Origin of the sequence: Marivibrio halodurans (genome assembly GCF_017963645.1) — a bacterium.
GTDB lineage: Bacteria > Pseudomonadota > Alphaproteobacteria > UBA8366 > Aestuariispiraceae > Marivibrio > Marivibrio halodurans.
The window spans coordinates 95,774-120,884 of sequence record NZ_JAGMWN010000001.1; the positions used below are offsets into that span (position 1 = coordinate 95,774).

General features: G+C 64.8%; 23 protein-coding genes. 19 read left to right on the forward strand and 4 right to left on the reverse strand.

The annotated features are described in order from the left end of the window. The first annotated feature begins 22 nt into the window (after window positions 1-22). Window positions 23-472 carry a GFA family protein gene (locus KAJ83_RS00355; protein WP_210680033.1) on the forward strand — a complete coding sequence of 150 codons (450 nt, stop codon included), beginning with the start codon at window positions 23-25 and terminating at the stop codon, window positions 470-472. Between the two features lie 57 nt (window positions 473-529). On the opposite strand, the gene KAJ83_RS00360 is transcribed toward KAJ83_RS00355, so the two are convergent. Beyond that, window positions 530-1,834 (reverse strand): NAD(P)/FAD-dependent oxidoreductase, encoded by a 1,305-nt coding sequence (locus KAJ83_RS00360; RefSeq protein ID WP_210680034.1) that lies wholly within the window; start codon window positions 1,832-1,834, stop codon window positions 530-532. Window positions 1,835-1,864: 30 nt separating this feature from the next. Beyond that, window positions 1,865-2,350: a PAS domain-containing protein gene (locus KAJ83_RS00365; protein ID WP_210680035.1), complete on the reverse strand. Its 486-nt coding sequence runs from the start codon at window positions 2,348-2,350 to the stop codon at window positions 1,865-1,867. 181 nt (window positions 2,351-2,531) lie between these two features. On the opposite strand from KAJ83_RS00365, the gene KAJ83_RS00370 reads away from it, so the two are divergent. Both KAJ83_RS00370 and KAJ83_RS00375 read left to right on the forward strand, forming a co-directional pair. Further along, complete coding sequence (locus tag KAJ83_RS00370; RefSeq protein ID WP_210680036.1) at window positions 2,532-3,530, forward strand: threonine/serine dehydratase; 999 nt, start codon at window positions 2,532-2,534, stop codon at window positions 3,528-3,530. Between the two features lie 582 nt (window positions 3,531-4,112). After that, window positions 4,113-4,544, forward strand: coding sequence for an MbcA/ParS/Xre antitoxin family protein (locus tag KAJ83_RS00375; RefSeq protein ID WP_210680037.1), 432 nt, complete (start codon window positions 4,113-4,115; stop codon window positions 4,542-4,544). Window positions 4,545-4,650: 106 nt separating this feature from the next. Here KAJ83_RS00375 and glnA read toward each other — a convergent pair whose 3' ends face one another. Together glnA and KAJ83_RS00385 are read right to left on the reverse strand one after the other, a co-directional pair. Then, window positions 4,651-6,063, reverse strand: a complete 1,413-nt coding sequence (gene glnA, locus KAJ83_RS00380; protein ID WP_210680038.1) for a type I glutamate--ammonia ligase — start codon at window positions 6,061-6,063, stop codon at window positions 4,651-4,653. A 169-nt stretch (window positions 6,064-6,232) separates the two neighbouring features. After that, entirely contained in the window at window positions 6,233-6,571 is a 339-nt protein-coding gene (locus KAJ83_RS00385) for a P-II family nitrogen regulator (RefSeq protein WP_210680786.1), read from the reverse strand. A gap of 352 nt (window positions 6,572-6,923) precedes the next feature. Between KAJ83_RS00385 and KAJ83_RS00390 the strand changes: the two genes are divergently transcribed. From KAJ83_RS00390 to lpxA, 16 genes are all read left to right on the forward strand, one after another. Then, a complete protein-coding gene (locus KAJ83_RS00390) occupies window positions 6,924-7,565 on the forward strand; it encodes a class I SAM-dependent DNA methyltransferase (RefSeq protein ID WP_210680039.1) in 642 nt (213 codons plus the stop codon). A 78-nt stretch (window positions 7,566-7,643) separates the two neighbouring features. Then, window positions 7,644-8,582 carry a cation diffusion facilitator family transporter gene (locus KAJ83_RS00395; RefSeq protein WP_210680040.1) on the forward strand — a complete coding sequence of 313 codons (939 nt, stop codon included), beginning with the start codon at window positions 7,644-7,646 and terminating at the stop codon, window positions 8,580-8,582. Window positions 8,583-8,684: 102 nt separating this feature from the next. Further along, window positions 8,685-12,188, forward strand: coding sequence for a DNA polymerase III subunit alpha (gene dnaE / locus KAJ83_RS00400; RefSeq protein WP_210680041.1), 3,504 nt, complete (start codon window positions 8,685-8,687; stop codon window positions 12,186-12,188). Between the two features lie 66 nt (window positions 12,189-12,254). Beyond that, a complete protein-coding gene (locus KAJ83_RS00405; RefSeq protein ID WP_210680042.1) occupies window positions 12,255-12,599 on the forward strand; it encodes a hypothetical protein in 345 nt (114 codons plus the stop codon). 190 nt (window positions 12,600-12,789) lie between these two features. After that, on the forward strand, window positions 12,790-13,659 hold the full coding sequence (rpsB, locus tag KAJ83_RS00410) for a 30S ribosomal protein S2 (protein ID WP_210680043.1): 870 nt from the start codon (window positions 12,790-12,792) through the stop codon (window positions 13,657-13,659). Between the two features lie 146 nt (window positions 13,660-13,805). Next, a complete protein-coding gene (tsf, locus tag KAJ83_RS00415; RefSeq protein WP_210680044.1) occupies window positions 13,806-14,732 on the forward strand; it encodes a translation elongation factor Ts in 927 nt (308 codons plus the stop codon). Between the two features lie 304 nt (window positions 14,733-15,036). Beyond that, window positions 15,037-15,591: a ribosome recycling factor gene (gene frr / locus KAJ83_RS00420; protein ID WP_210680045.1), complete on the forward strand. Its 555-nt coding sequence runs from the start codon at window positions 15,037-15,039 to the stop codon at window positions 15,589-15,591. Window positions 15,592-15,633: 42 nt separating this feature from the next. Further along, complete coding sequence (locus tag KAJ83_RS00425) at window positions 15,634-16,383, forward strand: isoprenyl transferase (RefSeq protein ID WP_210680046.1); 750 nt, start codon at window positions 15,634-15,636, stop codon at window positions 16,381-16,383. A 4-nt stretch (window positions 16,384-16,387) separates the two neighbouring features. Then, window positions 16,388-17,065, forward strand: coding sequence for a phosphatidate cytidylyltransferase (locus KAJ83_RS00430; RefSeq protein WP_343221910.1), 678 nt, complete (start codon window positions 16,388-16,390; stop codon window positions 17,063-17,065). 20 nt (window positions 17,066-17,085) lie between these two features. Beyond that, entirely contained in the window at window positions 17,086-18,342 is a 1,257-nt protein-coding gene (locus tag KAJ83_RS00435; RefSeq protein WP_210680048.1) for a 1-deoxy-D-xylulose-5-phosphate reductoisomerase, read from the forward strand. A 99-nt stretch (window positions 18,343-18,441) separates the two neighbouring features. Continuing rightward, window positions 18,442-19,566, forward strand: a complete 1,125-nt coding sequence (gene rseP, locus KAJ83_RS00440) for an RIP metalloprotease RseP (protein WP_210680049.1) — start codon at window positions 18,442-18,444, stop codon at window positions 19,564-19,566. Window positions 19,567-19,781: 215 nt separating this feature from the next. After that, window positions 19,782-22,100: an outer membrane protein assembly factor BamA gene (gene bamA / locus KAJ83_RS00445; RefSeq protein WP_210680050.1), complete on the forward strand. Its 2,319-nt coding sequence runs from the start codon at window positions 19,782-19,784 to the stop codon at window positions 22,098-22,100. Continuing rightward, window positions 22,100-22,696: an OmpH/Skp family outer membrane protein gene (locus KAJ83_RS00450; RefSeq protein ID WP_210680051.1), complete on the forward strand. Its 597-nt coding sequence runs from the start codon at window positions 22,100-22,102 to the stop codon at window positions 22,694-22,696. Before bamA ends, KAJ83_RS00450 begins: the two co-directional genes overlap by 1 nt. Window positions 22,697-22,713: 17 nt before the next feature. Beyond that, on the forward strand, window positions 22,714-23,751 hold the full coding sequence (lpxD, locus tag KAJ83_RS00455) for a UDP-3-O-(3-hydroxymyristoyl)glucosamine N-acyltransferase (RefSeq protein ID WP_210680052.1): 1,038 nt from the start codon (window positions 22,714-22,716) through the stop codon (window positions 23,749-23,751). A gap of 97 nt (window positions 23,752-23,848) precedes the next feature. Next, entirely contained in the window at window positions 23,849-24,298 is a 450-nt protein-coding gene (fabZ, locus tag KAJ83_RS00460) for a 3-hydroxyacyl-ACP dehydratase FabZ (RefSeq protein WP_246484125.1), read from the forward strand. Beyond that, on the forward strand, window positions 24,298-25,104 hold the full coding sequence (gene lpxA / locus KAJ83_RS00465; RefSeq protein WP_210680054.1) for an acyl-ACP--UDP-N-acetylglucosamine O-acyltransferase: 807 nt from the start codon (window positions 24,298-24,300) through the stop codon (window positions 25,102-25,104). Before fabZ ends, lpxA begins: the two co-directional genes overlap by 1 nt. Window positions 25,105-25,111: the final 7 nt, after the last annotated feature.

Sequence of the window (25,111 nt, forward strand, 5' to 3'; positions counted from 1 at the left end):
AACAAGAACAAGGGAGGTGGCCATGACCGGGGCCGTTCGTGACGAGACACCGAGGAATAGAACGGGCGGATGCGCCTGCGGTTCTGTGCGCTATCGCGTCGACGGGCCGATGAAGCAGGTGATTGCCTGCCATTGCTCCATCTGTCGGCGGCAGACAAGTCATTTCCTGGCCTTCACGGCCGCCTGGACGGATCAGTTGAGCGTGACCGGCGCCGATCGTATCGCCTGGTACCGGTCGAGCGAGACGAGCCGGCGCGGATTCTGTAGCGATTGCGGCAGTTTCCTATTCTTCGAGACCGACGGGGCGGAGAAGGTCTCGATCTCGGCGGGAAGCCTCGACGACGATACCGGCTTCCGCCTGGTCGCCCACATCCATGTCGACGACAAGAGCGGTTATTACCAGATCGCGGACGATGCAGCGCGTTGGCCGCAGGGGGGAGACGACGTCCCCATGCCGCCGCGCGACGCGTGATCCCGCATTGACCGGCATGGGCCGGGGCATCGCCCTCGGCCCATTCCTTCCGGACCGCTATCCCAGAACCGAGAAGCTGCTCTCCGGATTGATCGTGCGAAGGCGGCTGTAGAATCCGACATCGATCGATCGGTCGATATAGCTCATGTGGAAGCGCACGGGCTCGGCGTCATGGTCGTGGCCGTCCTCGACCGCCTCGATCAGTTCCGCCATCATCCTGCCGGCGGGCGGGGCGTTCTTGAATTGGTTCCCGCTGGAGCCGCAGGCCATGTAGAAGCCGGGCACGCAGCTCTTGTCATAGATCGGAATCCAATCGTCGGACGCGTCGTAGAGCGAGACCACGCCCTTCATCTGGCTCGGAATGCCGAGGCTGGGGACCCGCTGGGCGGTGCGCATCGCCTGGATCTTCCATTGTTCGGTGAAGTTCTCGTCGAAATCGTCGGGATCGACGAACTCGCGCGGGTCGCATTCCGGGTCCTCGCTGCCGATCAGCAGGTAATTGCCCTTTTCCGGCCGGGTATAGCAGGAGATATCGCTGTCGGAGGTGACGATGCCGAGCGTGTCCCAGTTCTCCACCGGCATGGGGACATGCACGACCTCTTGTTTCAGCGCCTTGGTGCCGATCTTCATGTCGGCCGTCGCGCCCGCCATCTCGTTGATCTTGGCGGAATGCGGGCCGGCGACATTGACGACGACGGGCGCGTCGATCCGGCTGCCGTCCTTCAGGGTGACGCCGGCGATGCGGCCATCGTCCCCCTTGCGGATTTCCGCCACTTCCGCGTTGAAGCGGAAGGCCCCGCCGGCGGCCTCGGCCGCGCGCTGGATATTGTGGGTAGCGAGTTGCGGGTCGGAGATATAGCCCGCGCAGGGGAAGAAGACGCCGCCCCGGATCGTGCCGCCGGTCGGCTCTCCGAAGCCTTCGTCCTCCGGTCGTTTCGGCGGGGCGTATGTGTTCAGGTTCATGTGCGGCAACTTGGCCTTGATGGTTTCCGTGTCCCATTCCTCGAACGGAATGCCGACCGCGCGCTGGTGGTCGAGCAGGGCGGCGAGATAGCCGTTCGCCTCCGTCTTCATGACCAGCGCGCCGCGATCGTGGAAGGCGGCGAGGCCGCGCTCATCCTCCACGCCCAGATAGTCCGCCCAATGCTTCCAGTAGAAATAGCCCTCATAGGCGAAGGCCGTGCCGTCGCGCGTCGAATAGTGGGTGCGGATGATGGCGCAGGAGGCCGAGGTCGAGCCGTAACCGGCCGCGGGTAGCTTATCGATATTGAGGGTCTTCCACCCCTTGCGGCTCAACTCCAACCCGACGGCGGCGCCGATGATGCCCGCCCCGATGATGATCGCGTCGAAACGCTCCGACATGTCCTCGAACTCCCCCGCTGGCGCCGCGTCTCAGCGCGACGTGAAGAATGTGCCGCCGAAGAGCCAGACATCGTCCGCGTCACGGCCCAGGATGGGCAAGGACATGGTCTCGATCGGCGTGTCATAGTCGCCGGAGACGAAACGGGCGCGCAGGAATAACGGCTCCCGGCTGTCGCGTACCGCATTGGAAAGCGCGATCGCCTGCTCCGCCTCTTCCGACGTCATATGCTCCCGAAGCGGCACGTTGGTCACTTCCTGACCGTAAATCTCGACGATTCGGGTGCCGAGCAAGCGGTATCGCCAGTCGCTTCCATCTTCCAACGGCTCCAGGATGAAAATGCTGTCCAGACAGTCGAGCCGGGCCAGATCGTCCATCGCGATTTGTCGCCGCCAGGGCAGGTTCGGCGGCGGGGCGAGCGCGCGCCAATAGGCGTGAAGCGCCTTGGCGCGCGGGCCGGCGGGGGCGTCGAGGCGCTCGAAGAATGCACCGTAGAGGTCGGTTCCGTCGCCGGCCAAGCCTTTACCACTCCCAGTTCACGGCGGCCGCCCGCACGGCCCTTCGCGTTCATCGCCCGGCGTCGTTCCACCGCCCGAAGGGAAGTGTCGGGCTAAGCCGGCACGCTTGCAACCGTAGTCTCGGCCCGTGTATCGGATCGGAATGGCCATTCAAGGCCGCGGGCAACGGAAGGGACGGGTGATGGCGGACCAAGCGGAACAAAGCGGGGCTTGCCTCGAACGAAGCGGGGACCTGCCGACGCGGGCGGCGATCGAGGCGGCGGGACGGGCGATCGCCGGTCATGTCCGGCGGACGCCGGTACTCGATATCGATCGGGCCGAGCTGGGCCTGACCGGCGGTGCCGCCGTTACCCTGAAACTGGAGCATTTGCAGCATACCGGCTCCTTCAAGGCGCGTGGCGCCTTCAATGCCTTGCTCTCGGAGCCGGTGCCGCCGGCCGGCGTCATCGCGGCCTCCGGTGGCAATCACGGCGCGGCGGTCGCTTACGCGGCGCGGGCACTAGGCCATCGGGCGGAGATCTTCGTGCCGGAGATCGCCCACCCGGCCAAGCGCGCGCGCCTGGAAGCTTATGGCGCCAAGCTTCATGTGGTCGGCCGCGATTTTCAGGAAGCGCTGGATGCCTGCCTCACGCGGCGGGAAGAGACGGGCGCCCGCCTGCTGCATGCCTATGATCAACCGGCCATCCTGGCGGGGCAGGGGACCGTCGCCGACGAATTGGCGGTGCAGGCGCCGGACCTCGACACCCTGTTGGTGGCGGTCGGCGGCGGTGGGTTGATCGGCGGGATCGCCTGCCGTTATCGCGGCGATGTCCGGCTGATCGCGGTGGAGACGGAGGGGACGGCCGCTCTCCACGCCTCGCGCCGTGCCGGCACGCCGACGGAGGTGGCGGTTTCCGGCCTGGCGGCGGATTCATTGGGCGCCCGCAGGATTGGGGATTTAGCCTTCGCGGCGTCCCGGTCCTTCGTCGCCGATAGTCTTCTGATCGACGACGCCGCCGTTCGACAGGCGCAGGGGTGGCTTTGGGAAACGGTGCGCCAGATCGCCGAGCCCGGCGGGGCGGTCGCTCTCGGGGCGCTATTGTCCGGGGCCTATCGCCCGGCTGATGGGGAGCGGGTTGGGGTGCTGATCTGCGGCGCCAACACGAAACCTGCCGATCCATCCGATCCGGCGGCGGATTGACATTGTCGCGGATCGATAAAACCCCGGCGCGGAAAATCGCGCCGGGGTTTTCAGCTTCATATAGGGATTATGCCGGTCAGCCGAAAACGCGATTGAGCGTTTCGATATTGGCCGCGAAGGCGACCACGATAATGGCCGCCGTGCAGATGATGGTGTCCATGACGCCCTCTGTTTGTCGATGCAGGCGCCGCGAATTGGTGGGCGGTGCCTTCCTGGGGCTGTATGTCGCCCGATCGTGTGCCCGCGACAAGCCGGGCTTGTTGCAGTGCACCATTGCATTCGGCGCATGACGGGACGGAACGGCCGCGCGCGTGTCTGATGGAAACGTGGCCCATGGGCAATGCACGCGGATGACATGTCATGAACTCTTCGTGGAAATATGCCGCGCGTGACTGGAACTCGGGGCGGTTCCGCGTTAAGCTTAGGCATCCTTAAAATTCACGCGGTCGCCCGAGACCATTCTCCTCGAATGGTGGCGACCGGGGTGCGGTTCCGCGGCACGGCGGTGCCGGCGGCGTCCCTTGAGGGCCGGAATCGACATCACGGGTTTCGCGCATCCCGATCATGGAGGAGCGATCAAGAATGGATATGTTGGATCCGACGCATGCGCGGTCCGAGGGCGGGTCCCGATCTTCCCCGGGCGATCCCGTTATCGGGCCGGAGAAGATTTTCGACGTGGCCGGTATCGCCCGATGCTGGTCGCTGGCCGAAAGCGAGCAGCGCGATCTTTTGGGCGGCGTGCCGGCCGATGTCTTCGAACACTGGCGCCTTGGCGATTTCAGCGGCTTTACCGAGGATGCGCGCGGCCGGATGATCCGGGTGTTCGAGATATTCGACTTGCTGCAACAGGCCGTGCCGGAGAGCGAGACGGCGGACGGCTGGGTGCGGCGGGCGAACTACGACCTGCACGGCCGTACGCCGCTCTCGATCATGATGGAAGGGGTCGAGGGTCTGGAGCGCGTGCGTGCCCATCTCGCGGCAATCGCGCGCGACCGGGCGGCTTCAATCGGCTGATATTCTGAGAAGCCGGAAGAAAAACGGCCCCGCCGGTCACGCCGGCGGGGCCGTCTTGCCAAGACCGTCCGGGTGGCCGAGGCACCCGGAAGCCTTCCCCCTCCGATCAGCTGGAGTAGTAGAGGGCGTATTCCATCGGGTGCGTGGTGTGCTCGATGGCGTAGACCTCCTCCCACTTCAGATCCAGATAACCGTCGATCTGCTCGTCCGTGAAGACGTCGCCCTTCTTCAGGAATTCGCGGTCGGCGCTCAAGGATTCCAGTGCCTCGCGCAGCGAGCCGCAGACGGTCGGGATGCCTTCCAGCTCTTCCGGCGGCAGATCGTAAAGATCCTTGTCCATCGCCTCGCCCGGGTGGAGCTTGTTCTGGATGCCGTCCAGGCCGGCCATCAGCATGGCCGTGTAGGCGAGGTAGGGGTTCGCCGTCGCATCCGGGAACCGCGCCTCCAGCCGCTTGCCCTTCGGGCTCGCGACATAGGGGATACGGATCGAGGCCGAGCGGTTGCGCGCCGAATAGGCGAGCAGGACCGGTGCCTCGAAGCCCGGAATCAGCCGCTTGTAGCTGTTGGTCGACGGGTTGGTGAAGGCGTTCAGCGCCTTCGCATGCTTGATGATGCCGCCGATATAGTAGAGGCACATTTCCGACAGATCGGCATAGCCCGAGCCGGCGAAGATGTTCTGACCGTCCTTCCAGATCGACTGGTGCGTGTGCATGCCCGAGCCGTTGTCGCCGACGACCGGCTTCGGCATGAAGGTCGCGGTCTTGCCATAGGCATGGGCGACCTGATGCACGACGTACTTGTAGATCTGCATCTCGTCGGCGCAGCGCACCAGGGTGTTGAACTTGATGCCCAGCTCGTGCTGCGAGGGCGCGACCTCGTGATGGTGCTTCTCCATCTCCAGGCCCATCTGGATCATGGTGGAGACCATTTCGGCACGCATGTCCTGGCCGCTATCGACCGGCGGGACGGGGAAGTAGCCGCCCTTGATCGCCGGGCGGTGGCCCATATTGCCTTCCTCGAAGTCGGAGGCGGAGTTGTACGGGCCCTCCTCGCTGTCGATCTTATAGGCCATGAAGTTCATGTCGGTCGACCACTTGACGTCGTCGAATACGAAGAACTCCGCCTCCGGGCCGAAATAGGCCGTATCGCCGATGCCCAGGCTCGCCATGTAGGCCAGCGCCTTCTTGGCGGTCGAGCGCGGGTCGCGGTCATAGGGCTGGCCGGTCGACGGCTCCAGGATATCGCAGAACAGGACCAGGAGCGGCTGCGCGGCGAAGGGGTCCATCACGGCCGTCTCGGGATCCGGCATCAGGATCATGTCCGACTCGTTGATCGCCTTCCAGCCGGCGATCGAGGAGCCGTCGAACATGATGCCGTCCTTGAAGACATCCTCGTCGATGGTGGAGACGTGCTGGGCGGTGTGCTGCCACTTGCCCCGCGGGTCCGTGAAGCGGAAATCGACGTACTGGACGTCGTTTTCCTTAATCATATCCATTACTTTCTTGATTCCGTCGGACATGGTCCTGTTCCCCTTCGCATTTACCGTCTTGATCGTTGCTTCGCATGACTGCGCGTCATGGGTCGTTCGGTCGTACCGTCCTGCCCGCTCGCATCGTGCGGACCGGGTTGGACGGCGTTCGGTCGTGGCCGGGACCGGGTCTCGGCGGACCCGACGTCGGCCGGTTGGCTTAGATGGCCTCCGCGCCGGTCTCGCCGGTGCGGATGCGGATCACTTCCTCGATGCTGGAGACGAAGATCTTGCCGTCGCCGATCCTGCCGGTCTTGGCGGCGTTCTGGATCGCCTCGACCGCGTTGTCCGCCAGGCTGTCCTCGACGACGATCTCCAATTTCACCTTCGGCAGGAAATCCACAACGTACTCGGCCCCACGATAAAGTTCCGTGTGGCCTTTCTGGCGCCCGAAGCCCTTGGCCTCGGTGACGGTGATGCCCTGGATTCCCACGTCGTGCAGGGCTTCCTTCACCTCATCGAGCTTGAACGGCTTGATGATCGCCTCGATCTTCTTCATCGGATCCGTTTCTCCTAAAACCTGATTAACCGCCGCGCCGGCGGATCGCGGGGGCGATCGCTCTTGGCCGACAAAGCGGAACGAGGCGCGCTTGCCCTGCATCGATCCGCCGGGCGGGTCACGCCACACAGCCATAGCAGGGCGCGTGCCACTTTCACGCTCTCTCTAAAATAATGCGATATCAAACATTTACTGTATGATAAACCACGAGCCTCCATGAGACGCCGCCCAATTCGTGTGCGTTTGCCTAAAAATTGGGCTGTTGGTGTGCGTTTGCGGTACGCATTCGGTCCCGATAGACTCCTTCCCCGCCGCCCAAATCGACGACAGGATAATGAAGGACAGGCAATCCATGGCACAGCGCATCGATCCGTGGCTCGACAAGGTGTACCAGGCCCGCGACGCCGACGAGGTGGGGGCTCATTACGATGCCTGGGCGCACGCCTATGAGCGCGATCTGATGGCGGCCGGCTATCGCTATCCCGCCGTCGGCGCGGCGCTGATCGGACGGCACGTTCCCACGGGGGCGCGCGTTCTCGACGGCGGGTGCGGCACCGGTTTGATGGGGGAGGCGCTGGCCGCCGCCGGTTATGAGCGGATCGTCGGCCTCGATCCTTCGGAAGGGATGCTGGGCGTCGCGCGGGCGAAGGGCTGTTACGGCGCGTTGGTGCAAGGGTTGCTCGGCGCGGAGATCGAGGGGGTCGAGGCTGAAAGCTTCGATGCCTGCGTCAGCTTCGGCGTGCTGACGCCGGGTCACGCGCCGCCGGAGGCTTTGACGGGCATGGTGTGGGCGACCAAGCCGGGCGGCTGGTTGATCTTCTCCGTCAGTCACCCGGCATGGGACGGCGGCGGGTTCCGGGAGGCCGCTACCGCGTTGCGCGATGAAGGGGCCTGGGAGCCTGTGGAGACCAGCGCCTCGATCCGCTCCATGCCCTATTCCGAGACCGAAGGTCATCTGGAGGCGCGCATCCATGTTTATCGGAAGCGGTCCTGAGAAAGCGGTTCCGTCCGGTCCGGCCAAGCGGACCGGTCGGTGAGCGCGTCCGCCCCATGATCGGGAGTAATCCCCGCCATGCCGCATGAGGGCCATGCGCACGGCCACCACGATCATCAGCATCACCATCATCACGTCGATCCGGACGCGATGGGCGACCGCAAGCTCCACCTGGCGGTCGCTGCCAATATCGTCCTGACCGTGGGGCAGGTGGCGGGTGGTCTGGCCGCCGGATCGCTGGCGCTGGTCGCGGACGCGCTGCACAATTTCTCCGACGCGGCCGCGCTGCTGCTCGCGGTCGTCGCGCGCCGCATCGGACGAAAGCCCGCCGATCCGGCGCGCAGTTTCGGCTACCGCCGGGCGGAATTGATCGCGGCGCTGATCAACCTGACGGTGCTGGTCGTGCTTGGCCTCTTCCTCGTCAACGAGGCGGTTTGGCGCCTAATCGAGCCGGAACCGATCGAGGGCTGGATCGTCGTGATCGTCGCCGGCGTGGCGTTGGCGGTCGATGTGGCGACCGCGTGTCTGACCTTCGCGCTGGCCAGGACCTCGATCAACATCAAGGCGGCCTTCGTCCATAATCTGGCGGACGCGGCTGCCTCGCTCGCGGTGATCCTGGGGGGCGGCCTGATCCTGCTGTTCGGCTGGGTCTGGATCGACGCGGTACTGACGCTGGCGATCGCGGTCTATGTGCTGTGGCATGGCCTGGCACTGATGCCGGGGACGATCCATATCCTGATGGAGGGCACGCCCCGTCATATCGACCGCCGCGCGGTGATCGACGCGATGGCGGCGGTGTCGGGTGTCGAGGCGGTCCATCACATCCATATCTGGTGGCTGGACGAGGCGCGCGTGGCGCTGGAAGCGCATGTCGTCATCGATGACGCGATGGTGGCGGGCGGCGATCTCGCGCGGTTGGAGGCGATCAAGGCGGATCTGAAGCACCTGCTCGCCGAGCGGTTCGATATCGCGCACTCCACGTTGGAGTTCGAGCGCCACGGCATCGCCTGCGCGTAAGGGCCGTCCAGGAGTCCCCACGATCGACTTATCCCCAGGAAAGCGACTCTATCCCCAGGCGCGGCGGATGACGCGCCGCGCGACTCGCGTAAGGATACGGATATGAGTAGCCACGCCGATTTCGTCCATTTGCGCGTCCATTCCGCCTATTCGCTGGCGGAAGGGGCGATTCACGTCAAGGAACTGGTCAAGCTGGCCGCCGCGCAGCGGATGCCGGCCGTCGCCGTGACCGATTCGAACAACGTCTTCGGCGCGCTGGAATTCGCCATGACCGCCTCCGGCGCGGGCGTGCAGCCGATCGTCGGCGCGCAGATCGGCCTTCGGCGGGAGGATCGCGCGCCCAACCGGATGGGGCAGGCCCCGGCCCCCGATCCGGTCGTCATGCTGGCGAAGGACGAGGCGGGATATCGCAGCCTGATGAAGTTGCTCTCGCGCGCCTATATGGAGCCGGAGGCGGGGGAGGACGCGCAAATCTCCCTCGACGACCTGCGGGAGGTGAATGACGGATTGATCATGCTGACCGGCGGGCCGAAGGGGCCGCTCGGCCGGCTGATCCTGGAATCCCAGATGCAGGCGGCGGAAGATATGCTCCGCCTGCTGAAGGAAATCCTGGGCGATCGCCTCTATATCGAAATCATGCGTCACGGTCTGGTCGAGGAGGAGCGGACGGAGGACGCCTTCATCGACCTGGCCTATGCCCAGGACGTTCCCCTGGTCGCGACGAACGAGTGCTTCTTTCCGACGCGTGGGATGCACGAGGCGCACGATGCCCTGATCTGCATCGCCGAGGGCGCCTATGTCGCGGATGCCGAGCGCCGACACCTAACGCCCGAGCATTACTTCAAGTCGGCGGAGGAGATGCGCGCGCTCTTCGCCGACCTGCCGGAAGCGGCGGACAATACGCTGGTGATCGCCCGGCGCTGCGCCATCATGCCGGAGAAGATCAAGCCGCTGCTGCCCGTCTATACCAAGCTGGAGGGGCGTTCGGAGACGCAGGCGCTGGCCGATTTGGCGGAGGAGGGGCTGCGCCATCGCCTGGAAACCCAGGTATGGGCCGAAGGGATGGACGAGGCCGCGCGGGAGGCCGCCGCCGTACCCTATCGCGAACGGCTGGCCTATGAGCTGGACGTGATCCAGCAGATGGGCTTTCCCGGCTATTTCCTGATCGTCGCGGACTTCATCCAATGGGCGAAGGCCCGGGATATCCCGGTCGGGCCGGGCCGTGGTTCGGGCGCGGGGTCCGTTGTCGCCTGGGCACTGACGATCACCGATCTGGACCCCTTGCGGTTCGGCCTGCTGTTCGAGCGTTTCCTCAATCCCGAGCGCGTCAGCATGCCGGACTTCGACATCGATTTCTGCCAGGACCGGCGGGACGAGGTCATCCGCTACGTCCAGAAGGAATATGGCCGCGACAAGGTCGCCCAGATCATTACCTTCGGAAAGCTGCAGGCGCGCGCCGTGCTGCGTGATGTCGGCCGCGTGTTGCAGATGCCCTACGGTCAGGTCGACCGTATCTGCAAGATGGTGCCGAACAACCCGGCCAATCCGGTGACCCTCGACCAGGCAATCGAGGGCGAGCCGCTGTTGCAGCAGGAGATAGAGAACGAGACGGCGGTCGAACGTCTCGTCGGCATCGCGCGCAAGCTGGAGGGGCTTTATCGCCATGCCTCGACCCATGCGGCGGGCGTGGTGATCGGCGACCGGCCGCTGGACGAGTTGGTGGCGCTTTACCGCGATCCGCGCTCCGACATGCCGGTCACCCAGTTCAACATGAAATATGTCGAACAGGCGGGGTTGGTGAAGTTCGACTTCCTGGGCCTCAAGACCCTGACCGTCATCGCGCGGGCGAAGGAACTGATCGACAAGCGCGAGGACCGAACGGAACCGCTGGACATCGCGCAAATCCCGCTTGAGGACCCGCGCACCTTCGAGATGCTCTGCAAGGGCAATACGGTCGGGGTTTTCCAGTTGGAATCCTCCGGCATGCGCGACGTGCTGAAAAGCATGAAGCCCGACCGCTTCGAGGATCTGATCGCCGTCGTCGCCCTCTATCGTCCGGGACCGATGGAGAACATCCCGACCTACATCAAGCGCAAGCATGGGGAAGAGGTTCCGGTCTATCCGCATCCCAAGCTCAAGGCCTGCCTGGAGGAGACCTTCGGCATCCCGATCTATCAGGAACAGGTGATGCAGATGGCCCAGGAGCTTTCGGGCTTCACGCTCGGCGGGGCCGACCTGTTGCGCCGGGCCATGGGCAAGAAGATCAAGGAGGAGATGGACAAGCAGCGCGCCATCTTCGTCGAAGGGGCGGAAACCCATTCCCAGGTACCGGCCAAGCAGGCCAACGAGATCTTCGATACCATCGCGGCCTTCGCCGGCTACGGCTTCAACAAGAGCCACGCGGCCGCCTACGCGCTCGTCGCCTATCACACGGCCTGGCTCAAGGCGAACTATCCGGTGGAGTTCATGGCCGCCTCCATGACTCTCGACATGCACAATACCGATAAGCTCAACGTCTTCCGCTCGGAACTCGACCGGCTGGAGGTCGAGCTGCTGCCGCCGGATGTGAACAAGTCCGACGTCATCTTCTCGGTCGAGAAGGGGGCGGGGGCGGACGGCGCGCGGATGGTGCGCTACGCGCTCGCCGCGCTCAAGAATGTCGGTTCCGGCGCCATGCAGGCCGTGGTGGACGAGCGTCGGGAGAACGGTCCCTATAAGGACCCGTTCGATTTCGCGGAGCGCGTGGATAGCCGCACGCTGAACAAGCGCCTGATGGAAAATCTGGTGAAGGCGGGTGGCTTCGACGCGCTGGAGCCCAATCGGCGGCGGCTCTTCGACGGGCTGGAACAGGTGGTGCGGCACGGTCAGGCCACCCAGGCGGACAGGAATTCGGATCAGGTCAGTCTGTTCGGCGATGCGCCCGACACGCTGAACCGGCCCAGTCTCGCCGACCTGCCGGACTGGCCGCCGACGGAGAAGCTGCATTACGAATTCGAGGCGATCGGCTTCTATCTCTCCGCCCATCCGTTGGAGGCGTACGCGAACGCCTGCCGGCGGTTGGGCATCGTGTCGTACGCGGACGTGGCCCAGGGCCGGGTGCGCACGTCGAAGGCCGTGAAACTAGCCGGGATCGTGGGCGGCAAACGCCAAATGACCACCTCGCGCGGGTCCAAGATGGCCTTCGTGCAGATGTCGGATGCCTCCGGCCAGTACGAGGTGACGCTGTTCCAGGAGGTGCTCTCCGGCGCGCGGGAGATGCTGGACAGCGGCGAGCCCCTGCTGATGACCGTCGATGTGCAGAAGCGCGGCGACGGCCAGGATGCGGAAATCCGTCTCACCGCCACGTCCTGCCGTCCGTTGGAGGAGGAGGCCGCCCAGGCCGCCGACGGCATGGTGATCTATCTGCGCGACGACGCGCCGCTGAAGCCCCTGACCCGTGTCTTCGAGGGACACGGCAAGCCGGGGCGCGGCCGGGTGGAAATCCACTTGGTGGATCGCGACGAGGGCGCGATCGATCTTACACTGCCGCGCACCTACGCGATCAACGCCGCCTTCCGTCAGGCGGTTAAATCGATCCCGGGCATCGTGGATGTGCAGGATCTCTAGCCATCGCTCGGTGGCCGGCCGCTCTTCTCATGGCATGGCGGCGGGGCATTCGTCGGAGGGGCGCGCATGCTTATCCTGATAACGGGTCCGGACGGGTCCGGATCGGCGCGCGGCGGCGGGGCGGGCGACATCGTTCAAAAGGCGAACGATGCGGCCTTGCTGCTGTTGCGGCGCGGGCACATGCCGCTTGTCTCTTCGGTCCTGACACGGCCGATCGTCGCGCGCGCGGACGAAGAAGGGATGGCGGACGAGACGCGGGTCTCTCTTGCCGAACGCCTGGCCGCCCATTGCGACGCCTGTTTGCGCCTCGGCGGCGCGTCGGAACGGGCGGACGCCGAAACCGCCCTTTTCGGGCAGGCGGGCAAACCCGTCTATCATGACGTGAATCAGGTGCCGGAGGAGACGGGGTAGGGCGACCCCACCGTCATCCCCTTGCAAAGCCCGTAATCCACGCGTATATCCCGCGCCATCACGCACACGGGGACGGTGCGGGGCCGCGTCGCCATATGTCGCGCGCTCCTTCCGGTGCCGGGCCGAGAGATGGCCGGTCACTCATATGCCCCCCGTGGAGGATCAACCGGAGAAGAAAGGAGCCATTTCGATGGCCATGCCGACCTTTACCATGCGTCAGCTCCTGGAAGCGGGCGTCCATTTCGGTCACACCACCCGCCGCTGGAACCCGAAGATGAAGCCGTTCATCTTCGGCGAACGTAACGGTATCCACATCATCGATCTCGAGCAGACTGTTCCGATGCTGAACCGCGCGCTTGAGGCGGTACGCGACATTTCGGCCGCCGGCGGGCGGGTGCTGTTCGTCGGCACCAAGCGCCAGGCCCAGCCGATCGTGCGCGAGAACGCGACCAAGTGCGGCCAGTATTTCATCAACCACCGTTGGCTCGGCGGCATGCTGACCAACTGGCGGACGATCTCGCATTCGATCAAGCGCCTGAAGGAACTGGAGGAACTGCTGTCGAAGGACGAGACGGGCCTCACCAAGAAGGAGCGCCTGAATCTCGACCGCGAGCGCGACAAGCTCGAAATCTCGCTGGGCGGCATCAAGGAGATGGGCAATACGCCCGATATCCTGTTCATCATCGATACCAACAAGGAATCCATCGCGGTCAAGGAAGCCAACAAGCTCGGCATTCCGGTCTGCGCGGTGATCGATTCCAACAGCGATCCGGACGGCATCGATTATCCGATCCCCGGCAATGACGACGCCATGCGCGCGGTGAACATGTATTGCGACCTCGTGGCGGGCGCCGTGCTGGAAGGCCTGCAGCAGTCGATGGGCGCCGCCGGCATCGATTTCGGCGCGCAGTCGGAGCCGACCCCGGAGGCCACGCTGGCCGAGGGCGATGCCTCGGCCGAGATCGCGGCGGCGGCCGAGATCGGTGTCGAGAACGGCGAGGGCGAAGCCAAGAAGGAAGAGGCCGACGCCGCGCCGGCGGAGACTACCTCCGGCGCCTGATCGACGGATGACGGATGGGCGAGGGGCGGCGCGCCTGTAACATGCGCGCCGCTTTTCCCCGTTATAGCAACCGAAGGACCGGAGCGCGCGCGACGCCGGCGCGGGCCGCGCGCCATGTCCGGCCCCAAAGTAATGGAGAGGATAAGATGGCCGAGATTACCGCTACCCTCGTCAAGCAACTGCGCGAGAAGACCGGCGCGGGCATGATGGATTGCAAGAAGGCGTTGACGGAGACCGACGGCGACGTCGAGGGTGCCGTCGACTGGCTGCGCAAGAAGGGCTTGTCGCAAGCCGCGAAGAAGTCGGGCCGCACGGCGGCCGAGGGTCTGGTCGGCGTCGCCACGGGCGGCACCTCCGGCGCGATCGTCGAGATCAACGCCGAGACCGATTTCGTCGCGCGGAACGAGAGCTTCCAGGATTTCGTCTCGACCGCCTCCAAGATCGCGCTGGAGAAGGCGGGCGATGCCGACGCGGTGCTCAAGGCCGAATATCCCGGAACGGCCCGCACGGTCGAGGAGGAACTGACCAACAAGATCGCGACGATCGGCGAGAATATGAGCTTCCGCCGCACGGCCGCGCTTACCGTCGAGAATGGCGTGGTCGCCGCCTATGTGCACAATCAGATGAAGCCGGAGCTGGGCAAGATCGGCGTGCTGGTGGCGCTCGAGTCCACCGGCTCGGTGGATGCGCTGAATGCGCTCGGCCGCAATCTCGCCATGCACATCGCCGCCGCCAAGCCGGAATTCCTGAAGATCGACGATGTCGATGCCGCCGCCCTGCAGCGCGAACGCGACATTCTGACGGAACAGGCCAAGGCCTCCGGCAAACCGGACAACATCATCGAGAAGATGGTCGAGGGCCGGTTGCGGAAGTTCTACGAGGAAGTCGTGCTGACCGAGCAGATCTACATGATCGACGGTGAGAGCAAGGTCTCCAAGGTCGTCGAGGCGGCGGAGAAGGAAGCCGGCGCGCCGATCAAGCTGACGGGCTTCCTCTGCTACCGTCTGGGCGAGGGAATCGAGAAGCAGGAATCCGATTTCCAGGCCGAGGTCGCGGCCGCGATGAAGGGCTAAGGCCCCGCGGATTTCCGCCTATCTCGGTCAGGCTTTGCCGGCGCGGCGTTTGTGATATAACGCCGCGTCGGTGTTTTTGGCGCCGGGATTTCGAAGGGCGCGCCGCGAAGTCGCCTCCGGAGTGCCTCTAAAGGGTGTTCCTTTTGGTCGATCGTGCGGTGTGGATAGGGGGCGGCTTGGCTTGACGGCGTGCCGGGGGGCTTGATCCAGCGCCCCGGGACCGGCATCCGGGTGGCCGCGATCCGCGGCGGATGTTCATTAATTAAAGGAAACGGCCACGCCAGCCGGGAGGAAGAGTGACGCGATGTCGAGCGACGTGAAGGAATTGAACCGCCGGATGCATGGGGCGGTCGAGGCGTTCCGTAAGGAATTGGCGGGGCTGCGCACGGGGCGCGCCGCGCCGTCGCTGCTGGACCCGGTGCGGGTGCAGGCCTATGGCTCGGACATGCCGCTCAATCAGGTCGCCGCGGTCAGCGTACCGGAGCCGCGCATGCTGGCGGTCACCGTATGGGACATCAATAATATCAAGGCGACGGAGAAGGCGATCCGCGAGAGCGATCTCGGCCTCAATCCGATGACCGAGGGCAATGTCATCCGCATCCCGATTCCGGAACTCAACGAAGAGCGGCGCAAGGATCTGATCAAGGTCGCGCATAAATATGCCGAGCAGGCGCGTATCGCCGTCCGCAATGTCCGCCGCGACGGCATGGACAGCGTCAAGAAGGAAGAGAAGGACGGCGATCTCGGCCAGGACGAGGCCCGTCGCGTCTCCGACGAGATTCAGAAGATCACCGACAAGACGATCGGCGAGATCGACGGAGTACTCGCGGAGAAGGAAGAAGAGATCATGCAGGTCTGAGGCGCCGGAGTTTCGCCGGCCGCCAATTTCTGGGGAACCGTCATGTCCGATAGCGCAAGCGCGGAAGGAGGCCGAACCGCGCCCTCTGGACCGCGTCACGTCGCGATCATCATGGATGGAAACGGGCGCTGGGCGCGCCGGCGCGGCCTGCCGCGCGCGGCCGGTCATCGCAAGGGCGTGGAGGCCGTGCGCGCGGCGATCGAGGGCGCGGCCGACGCCGGAATAGAGGTGCTGACCCTCTATAGCTTCTCGGCGGAGAACTGGCGCCGTCCGGCGGATGAGATCGAAACCCTCATGGGACTGCTGCGCCGTTATCTTCAGGCCGAACTCGCCGATATGCACGCGCGGGGTATCCGCTTTCGCGCGATCGGCGAACGGGACCGCCTGCCGGCCGATATCGTCAAGTTGATCGACGAGGCGGAGCAGACCACCGAGGAAAACGACAAGCTCACCCTGGTGCTCGCGCTCAATTACGGCGGCCGGCAGGATATTGCCCGGGCGGCGCGTAATATCGCGGAATCGGTCGCACGCGGTTTGCTCAGCCCGGAGGCCGTCGACGACGATCTGTTCTCCAGCTATCTCCTCACCGCGGGGCTACCGGACCCGGATCTGCTGATCCGCACCAGCGGCGAGCAGCGGATATCCAACTTCCTGCTCTGGCAGATGGCCTATACGGAGTTCATCTTCATCGACAAGTACTGGCCCGACTTCACCAAGGAGGATTTCGCCGAGGCGGTGGATGCCTTCACGGTTCGCGATCGGCGCTATGGCTCGATCAAGAGCGGCCGGTGACGGCGTGAGTGAACTGACGATCAGGGCGCTTTCGGCGCTGGTATTGGTTCCGATCGCGGCCGTGCTGATTTGGAGCGGTGGCTGGGCGCTCACCGGCTTGGTCATCGTCGCGGTCGGTCTGATGTTGGTCGAATGGCGGCGGATGGTGGCGGCTTTCCCCGTGCGGGACCGGGTCATTGCCTTGGTCGGCGGCGTGGGTGTCATCCTGCTCTGCGGGGTTTCGGCCTATGCGTTGCGCAACGCGCCCTATGGCCTCGACCTGTTGGTTTGGCTCGTGCTTCTGGTGGTCGCGACGGATATCGGTGCCTATGCGTGCGGCCGCACCTTCGGCGGACCGAAACTGGCCCCGCGCATCAGCCCCAACAAGACTTGGGCCGGGCTGTTGGGCGGTATGGCGGTGGCCGTCCTCGTAACGATTCTTTGCGCGCTCTGGGCCGGGCAGATGCGAGGGGAGACGATCCTGGTCGCCGCATTGCTGAGCGCGGTTTCGCAAGGCGGCGATCTCCTCGAATCCTGGTGCAAGCGGCGTGCGGGGGTGAAGGATTCCGGTACGCTAATTCCTGGGCATGGGGGCATTCTCGACCGTCTCGACGGGTTCCTCACGGCGACGCCGGCGCTTTGGCTCTATCATGTCGGTTTCGACGGCGGCTTGCGTCTCGACCTGCCGCCGGGTCCCTTTTGACGGCAACGAGGGCGAACGGTATGGCCGTGCGAACCATCGGCGCGAACGAAGCGAACGGGACGGTGGCGGCACGGCCGGGAACCGAGGGGTCGCCGCGCGCCGTTACCGTGCTCGGCGCCACCGGGTCGGTCGGGCGAAGCACCATGGATCTGATCGCGGACGCCCCCGACCGGTTCAGGGTCGAGGCACTGACGGCGCATCGCAATGTCGAGGGGTTGGCCGACCTGGCCCGTCGCTTCGGCGCGCGTTTCGCCGCGCTTGGTGATCCGTCGGGCTATGGCGCGCTGAAGGCGGCGTTGTCCGGGACGGGCTGCGAGGTCGCGGCCGGGCCGGATGCCGTGGTCGAGGCCGCGCGGCGGGATGCCGATTGGGTCATGGCGGGGATCGTCGGCGCGGCCGGCCTGCCGGCGACGTTGGCGGCGGTGGAGCGCGGGGCGCTGGTGGCCTTCGCCAACAAGGAGTGCCTTGTCAGCGCCGGTTCCCTGATGATGGAGCGGGTCGCGGCCCGAGGGGCTACGCTGCTGCCGGTCGATTCGGAGCATAACGCGATCTTCCAGGTCTTCGAGGAGGCCAACCGCGCGGCGATCGACCGCCTTATCCTGACCGCGTCCGGCGGGCCGTTCCGTGACCATACGCGCGACCAGATGCGCGGAATGCGCCCCGAACAGGCGGTGGCGCACCCGAACTGGTCGATGGGCGCGAAGATTTCGGTCGATTCCGCCACGATGATGAACAAGGGCCTGGAGGTGATCGAGGCCCATTATCTCTTCGACATGCCGTCGGAGCGGATCGAGGTGCTGGTCCATCCGCAATCGGTCGTGCATTCGATGGTGGCCTATTCGGACGGCTCGTTCCTGGCGCAACTCGGCGCGCCGGACATGCGTATCCCGATCGCCCACGCCCTGGCCTGGCCGCGCCGGATCAGGACGGCCAGCCCCGTGCTCGATCTGAGCGCGATCGCGCGGCTGGATTTCTCGCCGCCGGATGAAAGCCGTTTTCCCGCGCTTCGCCTCGCGCGGGAGGCGCTGGATGCCGGCCCGGCCGCGCCGCCGGTGATGAATGCCGCGAACGAGGTGGCCGTAGCGGCGTTCCTGGCGGGGCGGATCGGCTTCCTCGATATCGTCGCGGTGGTGGAGGCGACGCTGGAACATTTCGACGCGCCGGTCCCGGATAGTGTATCGGCGGTCATCGCCCTGGACGGCGAGGCGCGCGCCGAGGCGGAGTCCCATGTTGCCCGGATCGGCGGCGGGACGCGGCCGGCGGAAAGCACGCGGTAAAAGGGCGGGGACCCTCGACGGACGGGCCTTGCCGCCATATCTATGCCAGGGCGCGCGAACGGCGCGCTCGCGTGAACAGGACGGAGACGGAACGGTATCATGGATTCATTCGTCGGCTCGGTTGGCTATTTCAACGCCATCATCGTGTTCTGCCTCCTCGTCTTCGTTCATGAGCTGGGCCATTATCTGGTGGCGCGCTGGGCCGGCGTGCGGGTCGAGACCTTCTCCATCGGCTTCGGCCGGGAAATCTGGGGCCGGACCGACAAGGCGGGCACGCGCTGGAAAGTGAGCCTGATCCCGCTCGGCGGCTATGTGAAGATGTTCGGCGAGGGGGAGACCCTGATCGAGCGCGGCGAGAGCGACGGCGAGGAACGCGAACGGCCGCTGACCGAGGCGGAGCGCGCGGTTTCCTTCGCGCACAAGCCGCTTGGCAAGCGCGCGGCCGTGGTCGCGGCTGGACCGGTCGCCAATTTCCTGTTCGCGATCGTGATCCTGGCCGGCCTCTACATGGTGCATGGCAAGCCCGTTCCGACCGATTTCCAGGAACAGGGGGTCGGTTCCGTCCGCGAGGGGTCCGCCGCCGACCGGGCCGGGTTCCAGCCGGGCGACCGCATCCTGTCCGTCGATGGCAGGCCGATCGAGACCTTCGAGGATCTGCGGCAAGCCGTCGCGGAGAGCGGTGGAGAGCGCCTTAGTTTCACCATTGCCCGCGAGGGCGAGCGCCTGACGCTGAACGCCGCGCCGGAGGTACGCGATTCCGAGGCGGAGGAAGGCGGCACCGGCTATCTTCTGGGGGTCACGGGGCCGGTCGCGCGGTTCGAGCGTCAGGGGCCGTTCGGCGCATTGGCTTCTGGCGCGTCGGAGACCTGGCGGCTGACGGCGCTTACGCTGTCCGCGATCGGCGAGATATTCTATGGCGACCGATCGGTCGACGATATGGGCGGCCCGGTGAAGATCGTTCAACTTTCCAACGACGTGGCGCAACTCGGTCTGCTCTCGCTCATCAGCTTCATGGCCGTCCTGTCGATCAATCTGGGGCTTCTGAACCTGTTCCCGATTCCGATGCTGGACGGCGGGCATCTGGCCTTCTACGCCGTCGAGGCGGTGCGCGGCCGGCCCATCGGTGAACGCACGCAGGAGGTCGCGTTCCGAATAGGGCTGGCCTTGCTGTTGGCCCTCATGATATTCATCACCATCAACGATGTGTTGAGCCTTCCGATCTGATCTCGGCTTAAGCACTTGAAGTAAATCATCTCCTGGGGTATTGCGGCGGCAATGAGCTGGCGCGGTGCATCGGAAACCCCGGGTGGATCGCGTTGCGATAATGGGGGCGTGGTTTGAAGCGAACGGCGGGGCGGGTCTTCCTGGCGGCACTAGACTCTTTGTCGTGGCGTGCCGCGCACGCGCTTGGCGTTCTCGCGGTCGCCGGCATCTTGGCCATGTCGGGAATCGGCGCCGCGTGGGCGCAATCCTCCGATGAAAGTCCGACGATCGTCGAGCCCGCGCCGTCCGAGGGCGCCGCGCCGGAAGCGAGCGACGGACCGACCACGACCCTGCCGGGGCGCCCGGCGCTGGAGGGTATCCGCGTCGAGGGCACGCAGCGTATCGAGGCGGAGACGGTGCGCAGCTATATCGGGTTGCAGGAAGGCGATCCGATCGACCCGACCCAGATCAACAAGGCCCTGAAGGCGCTTTTCGCGACGGAATATTTCGCCGATGTCAGCATGGCGCTGGAGGGGCGGACGCTGGTCGTGACGGTGGTCGAGAATCCGATCATCAATCGCATTGCCTTCGAGGGAAACCAGCGGATCGACGACGAAACGCTGCAGTCCGAGGTGCGGTTGCGGCCCCGTCTCGTCTACACGCGCACGGCCGTTCAGAACGATGTGCGCCGTATCCTCGAGCTTTATCGCCGCAGCGGGCGTTTCGCGGCGACGGTCGATCCCAAGGTCATTCAGCAGCGCGACAATCGCGTCGATTTGGCCTTCGAAATCGACGAAGGGCCGCTGACCGGGATCGAGAAGATCAGTTTCATCGGGAACCGCTACTTCTCGGACGGCGCGCTGCGCGAGGAAATTCAGACCAAGGAATCGCGCTGGTATCGTTTTCTGTCGAACAGCGATGTCTATGATCCCGACCGGCTGACCTTCGATCGGGAGCTTCTGCGGCGCTTCTACCTCGCGGAGGGCTTCGCCGACTTCCGGGTTGTCTCCGCCGTCGCCGAGTTGACGGAGGATCGCGAGAACTTTTTCGTCACCTTCACGATCGAGGAAGGGGACCGCTATACCTTCGGCGACTTCGATGTCGTTTCTCGGATTCCGGACGTGGATGCTGAGGTCTTGAAGCAGGCGGTCGAGCTTGAACCCGGTGATTGGTACGACGCCAACGCGGTCGACGAGACGGTCCTGAAGCTGACGGACATGGTCGGAGATCAGGGGTACGCCTTCATCGAGGTGCGCCCCAATGTCGAGCGTGACCGCGATAGCCGGACGATCGACATCACCTTCGAGGTGCTCGAGGGGCCCAGGACTTATGTCGAGCGGATCGAGATTCGCGGCAACACACGCACCGAGGACGAGGTGGTCCGGCGGGAGTTCCTGCTGGTGGAAGGCGATGCCTTCAACGCCTCGAAGCTGCGGCGCTCGCGTGAGCGGATTTCCGATCTCGGCTTCTTCAAGCAGGTGGATGTGAACAACGTGCCGGGCAGCGAGCAGGACCGCACCGTCGTTCAGGTCGATGTGGAGGAGCAGTCCACCGGCGAGTTGAGCGTCGGCGCGGGCTATTCGACCTCGGTCGGCGCGTTGGCGGAATTCAGCATCCGGGAACGCAACCTGCTCGGCCGGGCGCAGGAACTCCGGCTCTCCAGTACGATCGCGCAGGAACAGCAGAGCGTCGATTTGAGCTTTACCGAGCCTTATTTCCTCGGGCGCCGTCTGTCGGCCGGGTTCGATCTGTTCCATACCGTGCGTGACAATCAGGATATCGCCTCCTTCGACAGCAAGGAGACGGGCGCGGGGCTGCGAACCGGCTATGAGATTAACGAGGATTGGCGGCAGAATCTCCGCTACCGCTTCGCGCGGGAGACCGTCGAGAACGTCGCCGCCAATGCCTCGCTCTTCGTAAAGGAGCAGGAAGGCACCGAATATGTCTCGTCGGTCGGCCAGACCCTGACCTTCGACCGGCGTAACAGCCGTATCGATCCGACCGACGGTTATTATGTCGCGCTGCGTAACGATCTGGCGGGCGTCGGCGGCACGGTGAATTACTTCAAGACTTCCGTTGAGGGGGCCTATTACATTCCCTTCTCCGCCGACTATCGCCTGATGCTGGGCGCGGAGGCCGGCCATATGGTCGGGTGGGGCGGCGAGAATACACGGATCAAGGACCGCTTCTTCCTTGGTGGCGACAATCTGCGCGGCTTCGAGGACGCGGGTGCCGGGCCGCGCGATGTGGCGACGGACGATGCGCTGGGCGGGCAGCAATATGCCGCCGGTACGGTGGAGCTTTCCTTCCCGCTCGGTCTGCCCGAGGAATTCGATCTCACCGGTGCGTTGTTCAGCGACTTCGGAACGCTCACGGAGGTCGACAATTCCGGTAGCGGCGTTCGCGATACGGCAAGTCTGCGCGCTTCCGTCGGTGTCGGCGTCAACTGGGTTTCACCTTTCGGACCGATCCGCGTCGATCTCGCGCAGGCGGTCGTGAAGGAAGATTACGACAGGACGGAAGTCTTCCGCTTCTCGTTTGGCACGAGGTTCTGATGTCCACGATCACGCGTAACGTTTCCGCCCTTGCCGCCGCCTGTGTCATGGGGGGCGCCGTGCTCCTGAACGCCACCCCGGCGGTGGTCGCGCAGGAGATTCCGGAGGCTCGGATCGCCGTCATCGATGTGGCCGGTGTCGAGCGCGATTCCATCGCGTGGCAAAGTCTGCGTGAACAGTTCGAGGCCCTGTTGAGCGGTTACCAGACCGAACTGCGCGATCGTCAATCCAGCTTGGAGCAGGAAGGCCAGCAATTGGAGCAGCAGCGCTCCATCCTCTCGCAGGATGCCTTCCAGGAGAAGAAGGCGGCCTTCGATCAACGGGTCGCTGAATTGCAGCGCACCGCGCAGGAGCGCAAGCAGGCGTTGGACAAGGCCTATGCCGCCGCGCGGGGACAAATTCGCGATGCGTTGCGCCAAGTTGTGCTGGAGATCGCGAAGGAACGCGATCTCAATCTGATCTTCAGCAATTCCCCGCAGGATAGCAGTGTCATCATGTCGCGGGACGAGCTTTCGATCAGCGAGGAGGCGCTCGAGCGTCTGAACGAGTCCATCAAGTCCGTCGAATTGCCGGATGTGAGCAGCACCGGCAACTGATCGTCGAGGAGCGATCCGTGGCCGATCCGCGCTTCTTCCACAAAGTCGGGCCCTTCACGGCCGGTCGGATCGCCGAGGCGATCGAGGCGACCGTGGAGCCCGCCGATCAAGCCGACCGTATCTTTTCGGATACCGGTACTCTGGAGGCCGCGGGCGCGCACGTCCTTAGCTTCTTCGAGAATGTGAAATACAAGGATGCGCTGGCCAAGACGAAGGCGGGTGGGGTCGTCGTGCGTCCGGATCATGCAGACCGCGTGCCGGCCGGTGCGATGCGCTTTCTGACGCCCTTGCCCTACCGGTCCTTCGCGCTCGCGGTGCAGATGTTCTATCCCGACGCGACCGTGGAGCCGGCGGTCGATGACTCGGCGTGGATCGCCGAGGATGCGATCATCGGTACCGGCGTGCGCATCGAGGCCGGCGCGGTGATCGAAGAGCAGGCCGAAATTGCCGACGGTTGTTGGATCCAATCCAATGCGGTGGTGGGACGCGGGTGCCGGGTCGGCGCGGGGACGCGCATCGGTCGCGGCGTCGTCGTCACCTATGCGTTGATCGGAGAAAGATGCCGCATCTACGCGGGAACGACCATCGGGACGCGCGGCTTCGGCTTCGCGATGGATCGGCGGGGCCATATAGACCTGCCGCAGTTGGGGCGCGTGGTGATCGGCGACGATGTCGAGATCGGCGCCAACTGCTCGATCGATCGCGGCATGAGCGGCGATACGGAGGTTGGCAACGGGACCAGGATTGATAACCTCGTTCACATCGGGCACAACGTTCGTATCGGGAAGGGGTGTGTCCTGTGCGCGCAAGTTGGGATCGCCGGTAGCGCCGTTCTCGAGGATTTCGTCGTGCTGGGCGGCCAAGTCGGCATCGGGCCGCATTCGCGTGTTGGAACCGGCGTGCAGATGGCCGCCAAGAGCGGTAGCTGGCGCGACGTGGAGGCCGGCGCCAAGCTCTGCGGGGTTCCGGCCGTACCCATCCGGGAATTCCACCGTCGCAACGTGATTCTCGAGCGGCTGAGTCGCGACAGGAATGCGCGCGACGATCAGTCCTGACGGCAACCGAGAGGTCTGGCGCGGCAAGCGGTCGCGGACAAGCGACGGGCAAGTGACGGGGGTAACAGCAGGGGCCATGGCGGACCAACAAGAACCAATGAAAAAGATCGAGGACATCGACATCATGACCGTCATGGAGCGGATCCCGCATCGGTATCCGTTCCTGATGATCGACCGCATCGAGGAAGTCGTGCCGTACGAGCACGCGATCGGCATCAAATGCGTCTCGATCAACGAGAGCTTCTTCCAGGGCCATTTTCCGCGTAAGCCGATCATGCCGGGCGTGTTGATCGTCGAGGCGATGGCCCAGACGGCGGGCGTCATGGTCGTCACCAGCCTCGGCCCCGAATCGGAAGGTAAGCTCGTCTACTTCATGTCGGTCGAGGAGGCGAAGTTCCGCCGCCCGGTCTTCCCCGGGGACCGCATGCATATCCGGGTCAATCGACGACAGAACCGCGGCATGGTCTGGAAGTTCTTCGGCGAGGCCTTCGTCGAGGACAAGCTGGTCGCCGAGGCGACATTCTCCGCGATGATACGGGATAGCTGATGGCCGAAATTCACCCTACCGCGATCGTCGATCCGAAGGCCGACATCGCGGACGATGTCCATATTGGCCCTTATTGCATCGTGGGACCGGACGTCGTTCTGGGCGCGGGCGTCCGATTGCGGTCCCATGTCGTGGTCGAAGGGCGGACCCGGATCGGGGCGGGCACGGAAATATATCCTTTCGCGTCGATCGGGTTGCCGCCGCAGGACCTTAAATACAAGGGGGAGCCGTCCGAGCTTGTTATCGGGAGCGGTAACCGCATCCGGGAATATGTCACCATGAATCCCGGTACCGAGGGCGGGGGCATGCTGACCAAGGTCGGGGATAACTGCCTCTTCATGGCGAGCGCGCATGTCGCGCATGATTGCCGTGTCGGCGACGGTGTCATCATGGCGAATAACGCCACCCTGGCGGGCCATGTCGTGGTCGGAGACCATGTCATCATCGGTGGCCTCTCGGCCGTGCATCAGTTCGTGCGCATCGGCCATCAGGCGATGATCGGCGGGATGTCGGGGGTGGAGAACGACGTGATCCCCTTCGGCTCCGTCATGGGGGAGCGGGCGAACCTCTGCGGCCTCAATATCATCGGCCTGAAGCGCCGGGGTTTCGAGAAGAACCAGATTCATGCGCTGCGTGCGGCCTATAAGGCGCTTTTCGCCGCCGAGGCCGGGACGCTCGGCGAGCGGGTCGAGGCGATCGCCAAGACCTATGAGGATGTGCCGGCCGTCGGCGAGTTGGTGTCCTTCATCCGGGAGGGCGGTGCGCGCGGGGTGACCCAGCCCAAGCCCGCGGACAATGACGCGTGAGCGCGAC

Excerpts from the sequence above, each read along its gene's own strand:
- KAJ83_RS00370 (WP_210680036.1), top strand. The coding sequence starts at position 2,532 with ATGGCGGACCAAGCGGAACAAAGCGGGGCTTGCCTCGAACGAAGCGGG.
- KAJ83_RS00450 (WP_210680051.1), top strand. The coding sequence starts at position 22,100 with ATGTCCACGATCACGCGTAACGTTTCCGCCCTTGCCGCCGCCTGTGTC.
- frr (WP_210680045.1), top strand. The coding sequence starts at position 15,037 with ATGTCGAGCGACGTGAAGGAATTGAACCGCCGGATGCATGGGGCGGTC.
- lpxA (WP_210680054.1), top strand. The coding sequence starts at position 24,298 with ATGGCCGAAATTCACCCTACCGCGATCGTCGATCCGAAGGCCGACATC.
- bamA (WP_210680050.1), top strand. The coding sequence starts at position 19,782 with ATGTCGGGAATCGGCGCCGCGTGGGCGCAATCCTCCGATGAAAGTCCG.
- fabZ (WP_246484125.1), top strand. The coding sequence starts at position 23,849 with ATGAAAAAGATCGAGGACATCGACATCATGACCGTCATGGAGCGGATC.
- rpsB (WP_210680043.1), top strand. The coding sequence starts at position 12,790 with ATGGCCATGCCGACCTTTACCATGCGTCAGCTCCTGGAAGCGGGCGTC.
- KAJ83_RS00360 (WP_210680034.1), bottom strand. The coding sequence starts at position 1,834 with ATGTCGGAGCGTTTCGACGCGATCATCATCGGGGCGGGCATCATCGGC.
- glnA (WP_210680038.1), bottom strand. The coding sequence starts at position 6,063 with ATGTCCGACGGAATCAAGAAAGTAATGGATATGATTAAGGAAAACGAC.
- KAJ83_RS00405 (WP_210680042.1), top strand. The coding sequence starts at position 12,255 with ATGCTTATCCTGATAACGGGTCCGGACGGGTCCGGATCGGCGCGCGGC.
- tsf (WP_210680044.1), top strand. The coding sequence starts at position 13,806 with ATGGCCGAGATTACCGCTACCCTCGTCAAGCAACTGCGCGAGAAGACC.
- KAJ83_RS00425 (WP_210680046.1), top strand. The coding sequence starts at position 15,634 with ATGTCCGATAGCGCAAGCGCGGAAGGAGGCCGAACCGCGCCCTCTGGA.
- KAJ83_RS00385 (WP_210680786.1), bottom strand. The coding sequence starts at position 6,571 with ATGAAGAAGATCGAGGCGATCATCAAGCCGTTCAAGCTCGATGAGGTG.
- KAJ83_RS00375 (WP_210680037.1), top strand. The coding sequence starts at position 4,113 with ATGGATATGTTGGATCCGACGCATGCGCGGTCCGAGGGCGGGTCCCGA.
- KAJ83_RS00355 (WP_210680033.1), top strand. The coding sequence starts at position 23 with ATGACCGGGGCCGTTCGTGACGAGACACCGAGGAATAGAACGGGCGGA.
- KAJ83_RS00390 (WP_210680039.1), top strand. The coding sequence starts at position 6,924 with ATGGCACAGCGCATCGATCCGTGGCTCGACAAGGTGTACCAGGCCCGC.
- KAJ83_RS00395 (WP_210680040.1), top strand. The coding sequence starts at position 7,644 with ATGCCGCATGAGGGCCATGCGCACGGCCACCACGATCATCAGCATCAC.
- dnaE (WP_210680041.1), top strand. The coding sequence starts at position 8,685 with ATGAGTAGCCACGCCGATTTCGTCCATTTGCGCGTCCATTCCGCCTAT.
- rseP (WP_210680049.1), top strand. The coding sequence starts at position 18,442 with ATGGATTCATTCGTCGGCTCGGTTGGCTATTTCAACGCCATCATCGTG.
- KAJ83_RS00435 (WP_210680048.1), top strand. The coding sequence starts at position 17,086 with ATGGCCGTGCGAACCATCGGCGCGAACGAAGCGAACGGGACGGTGGCG.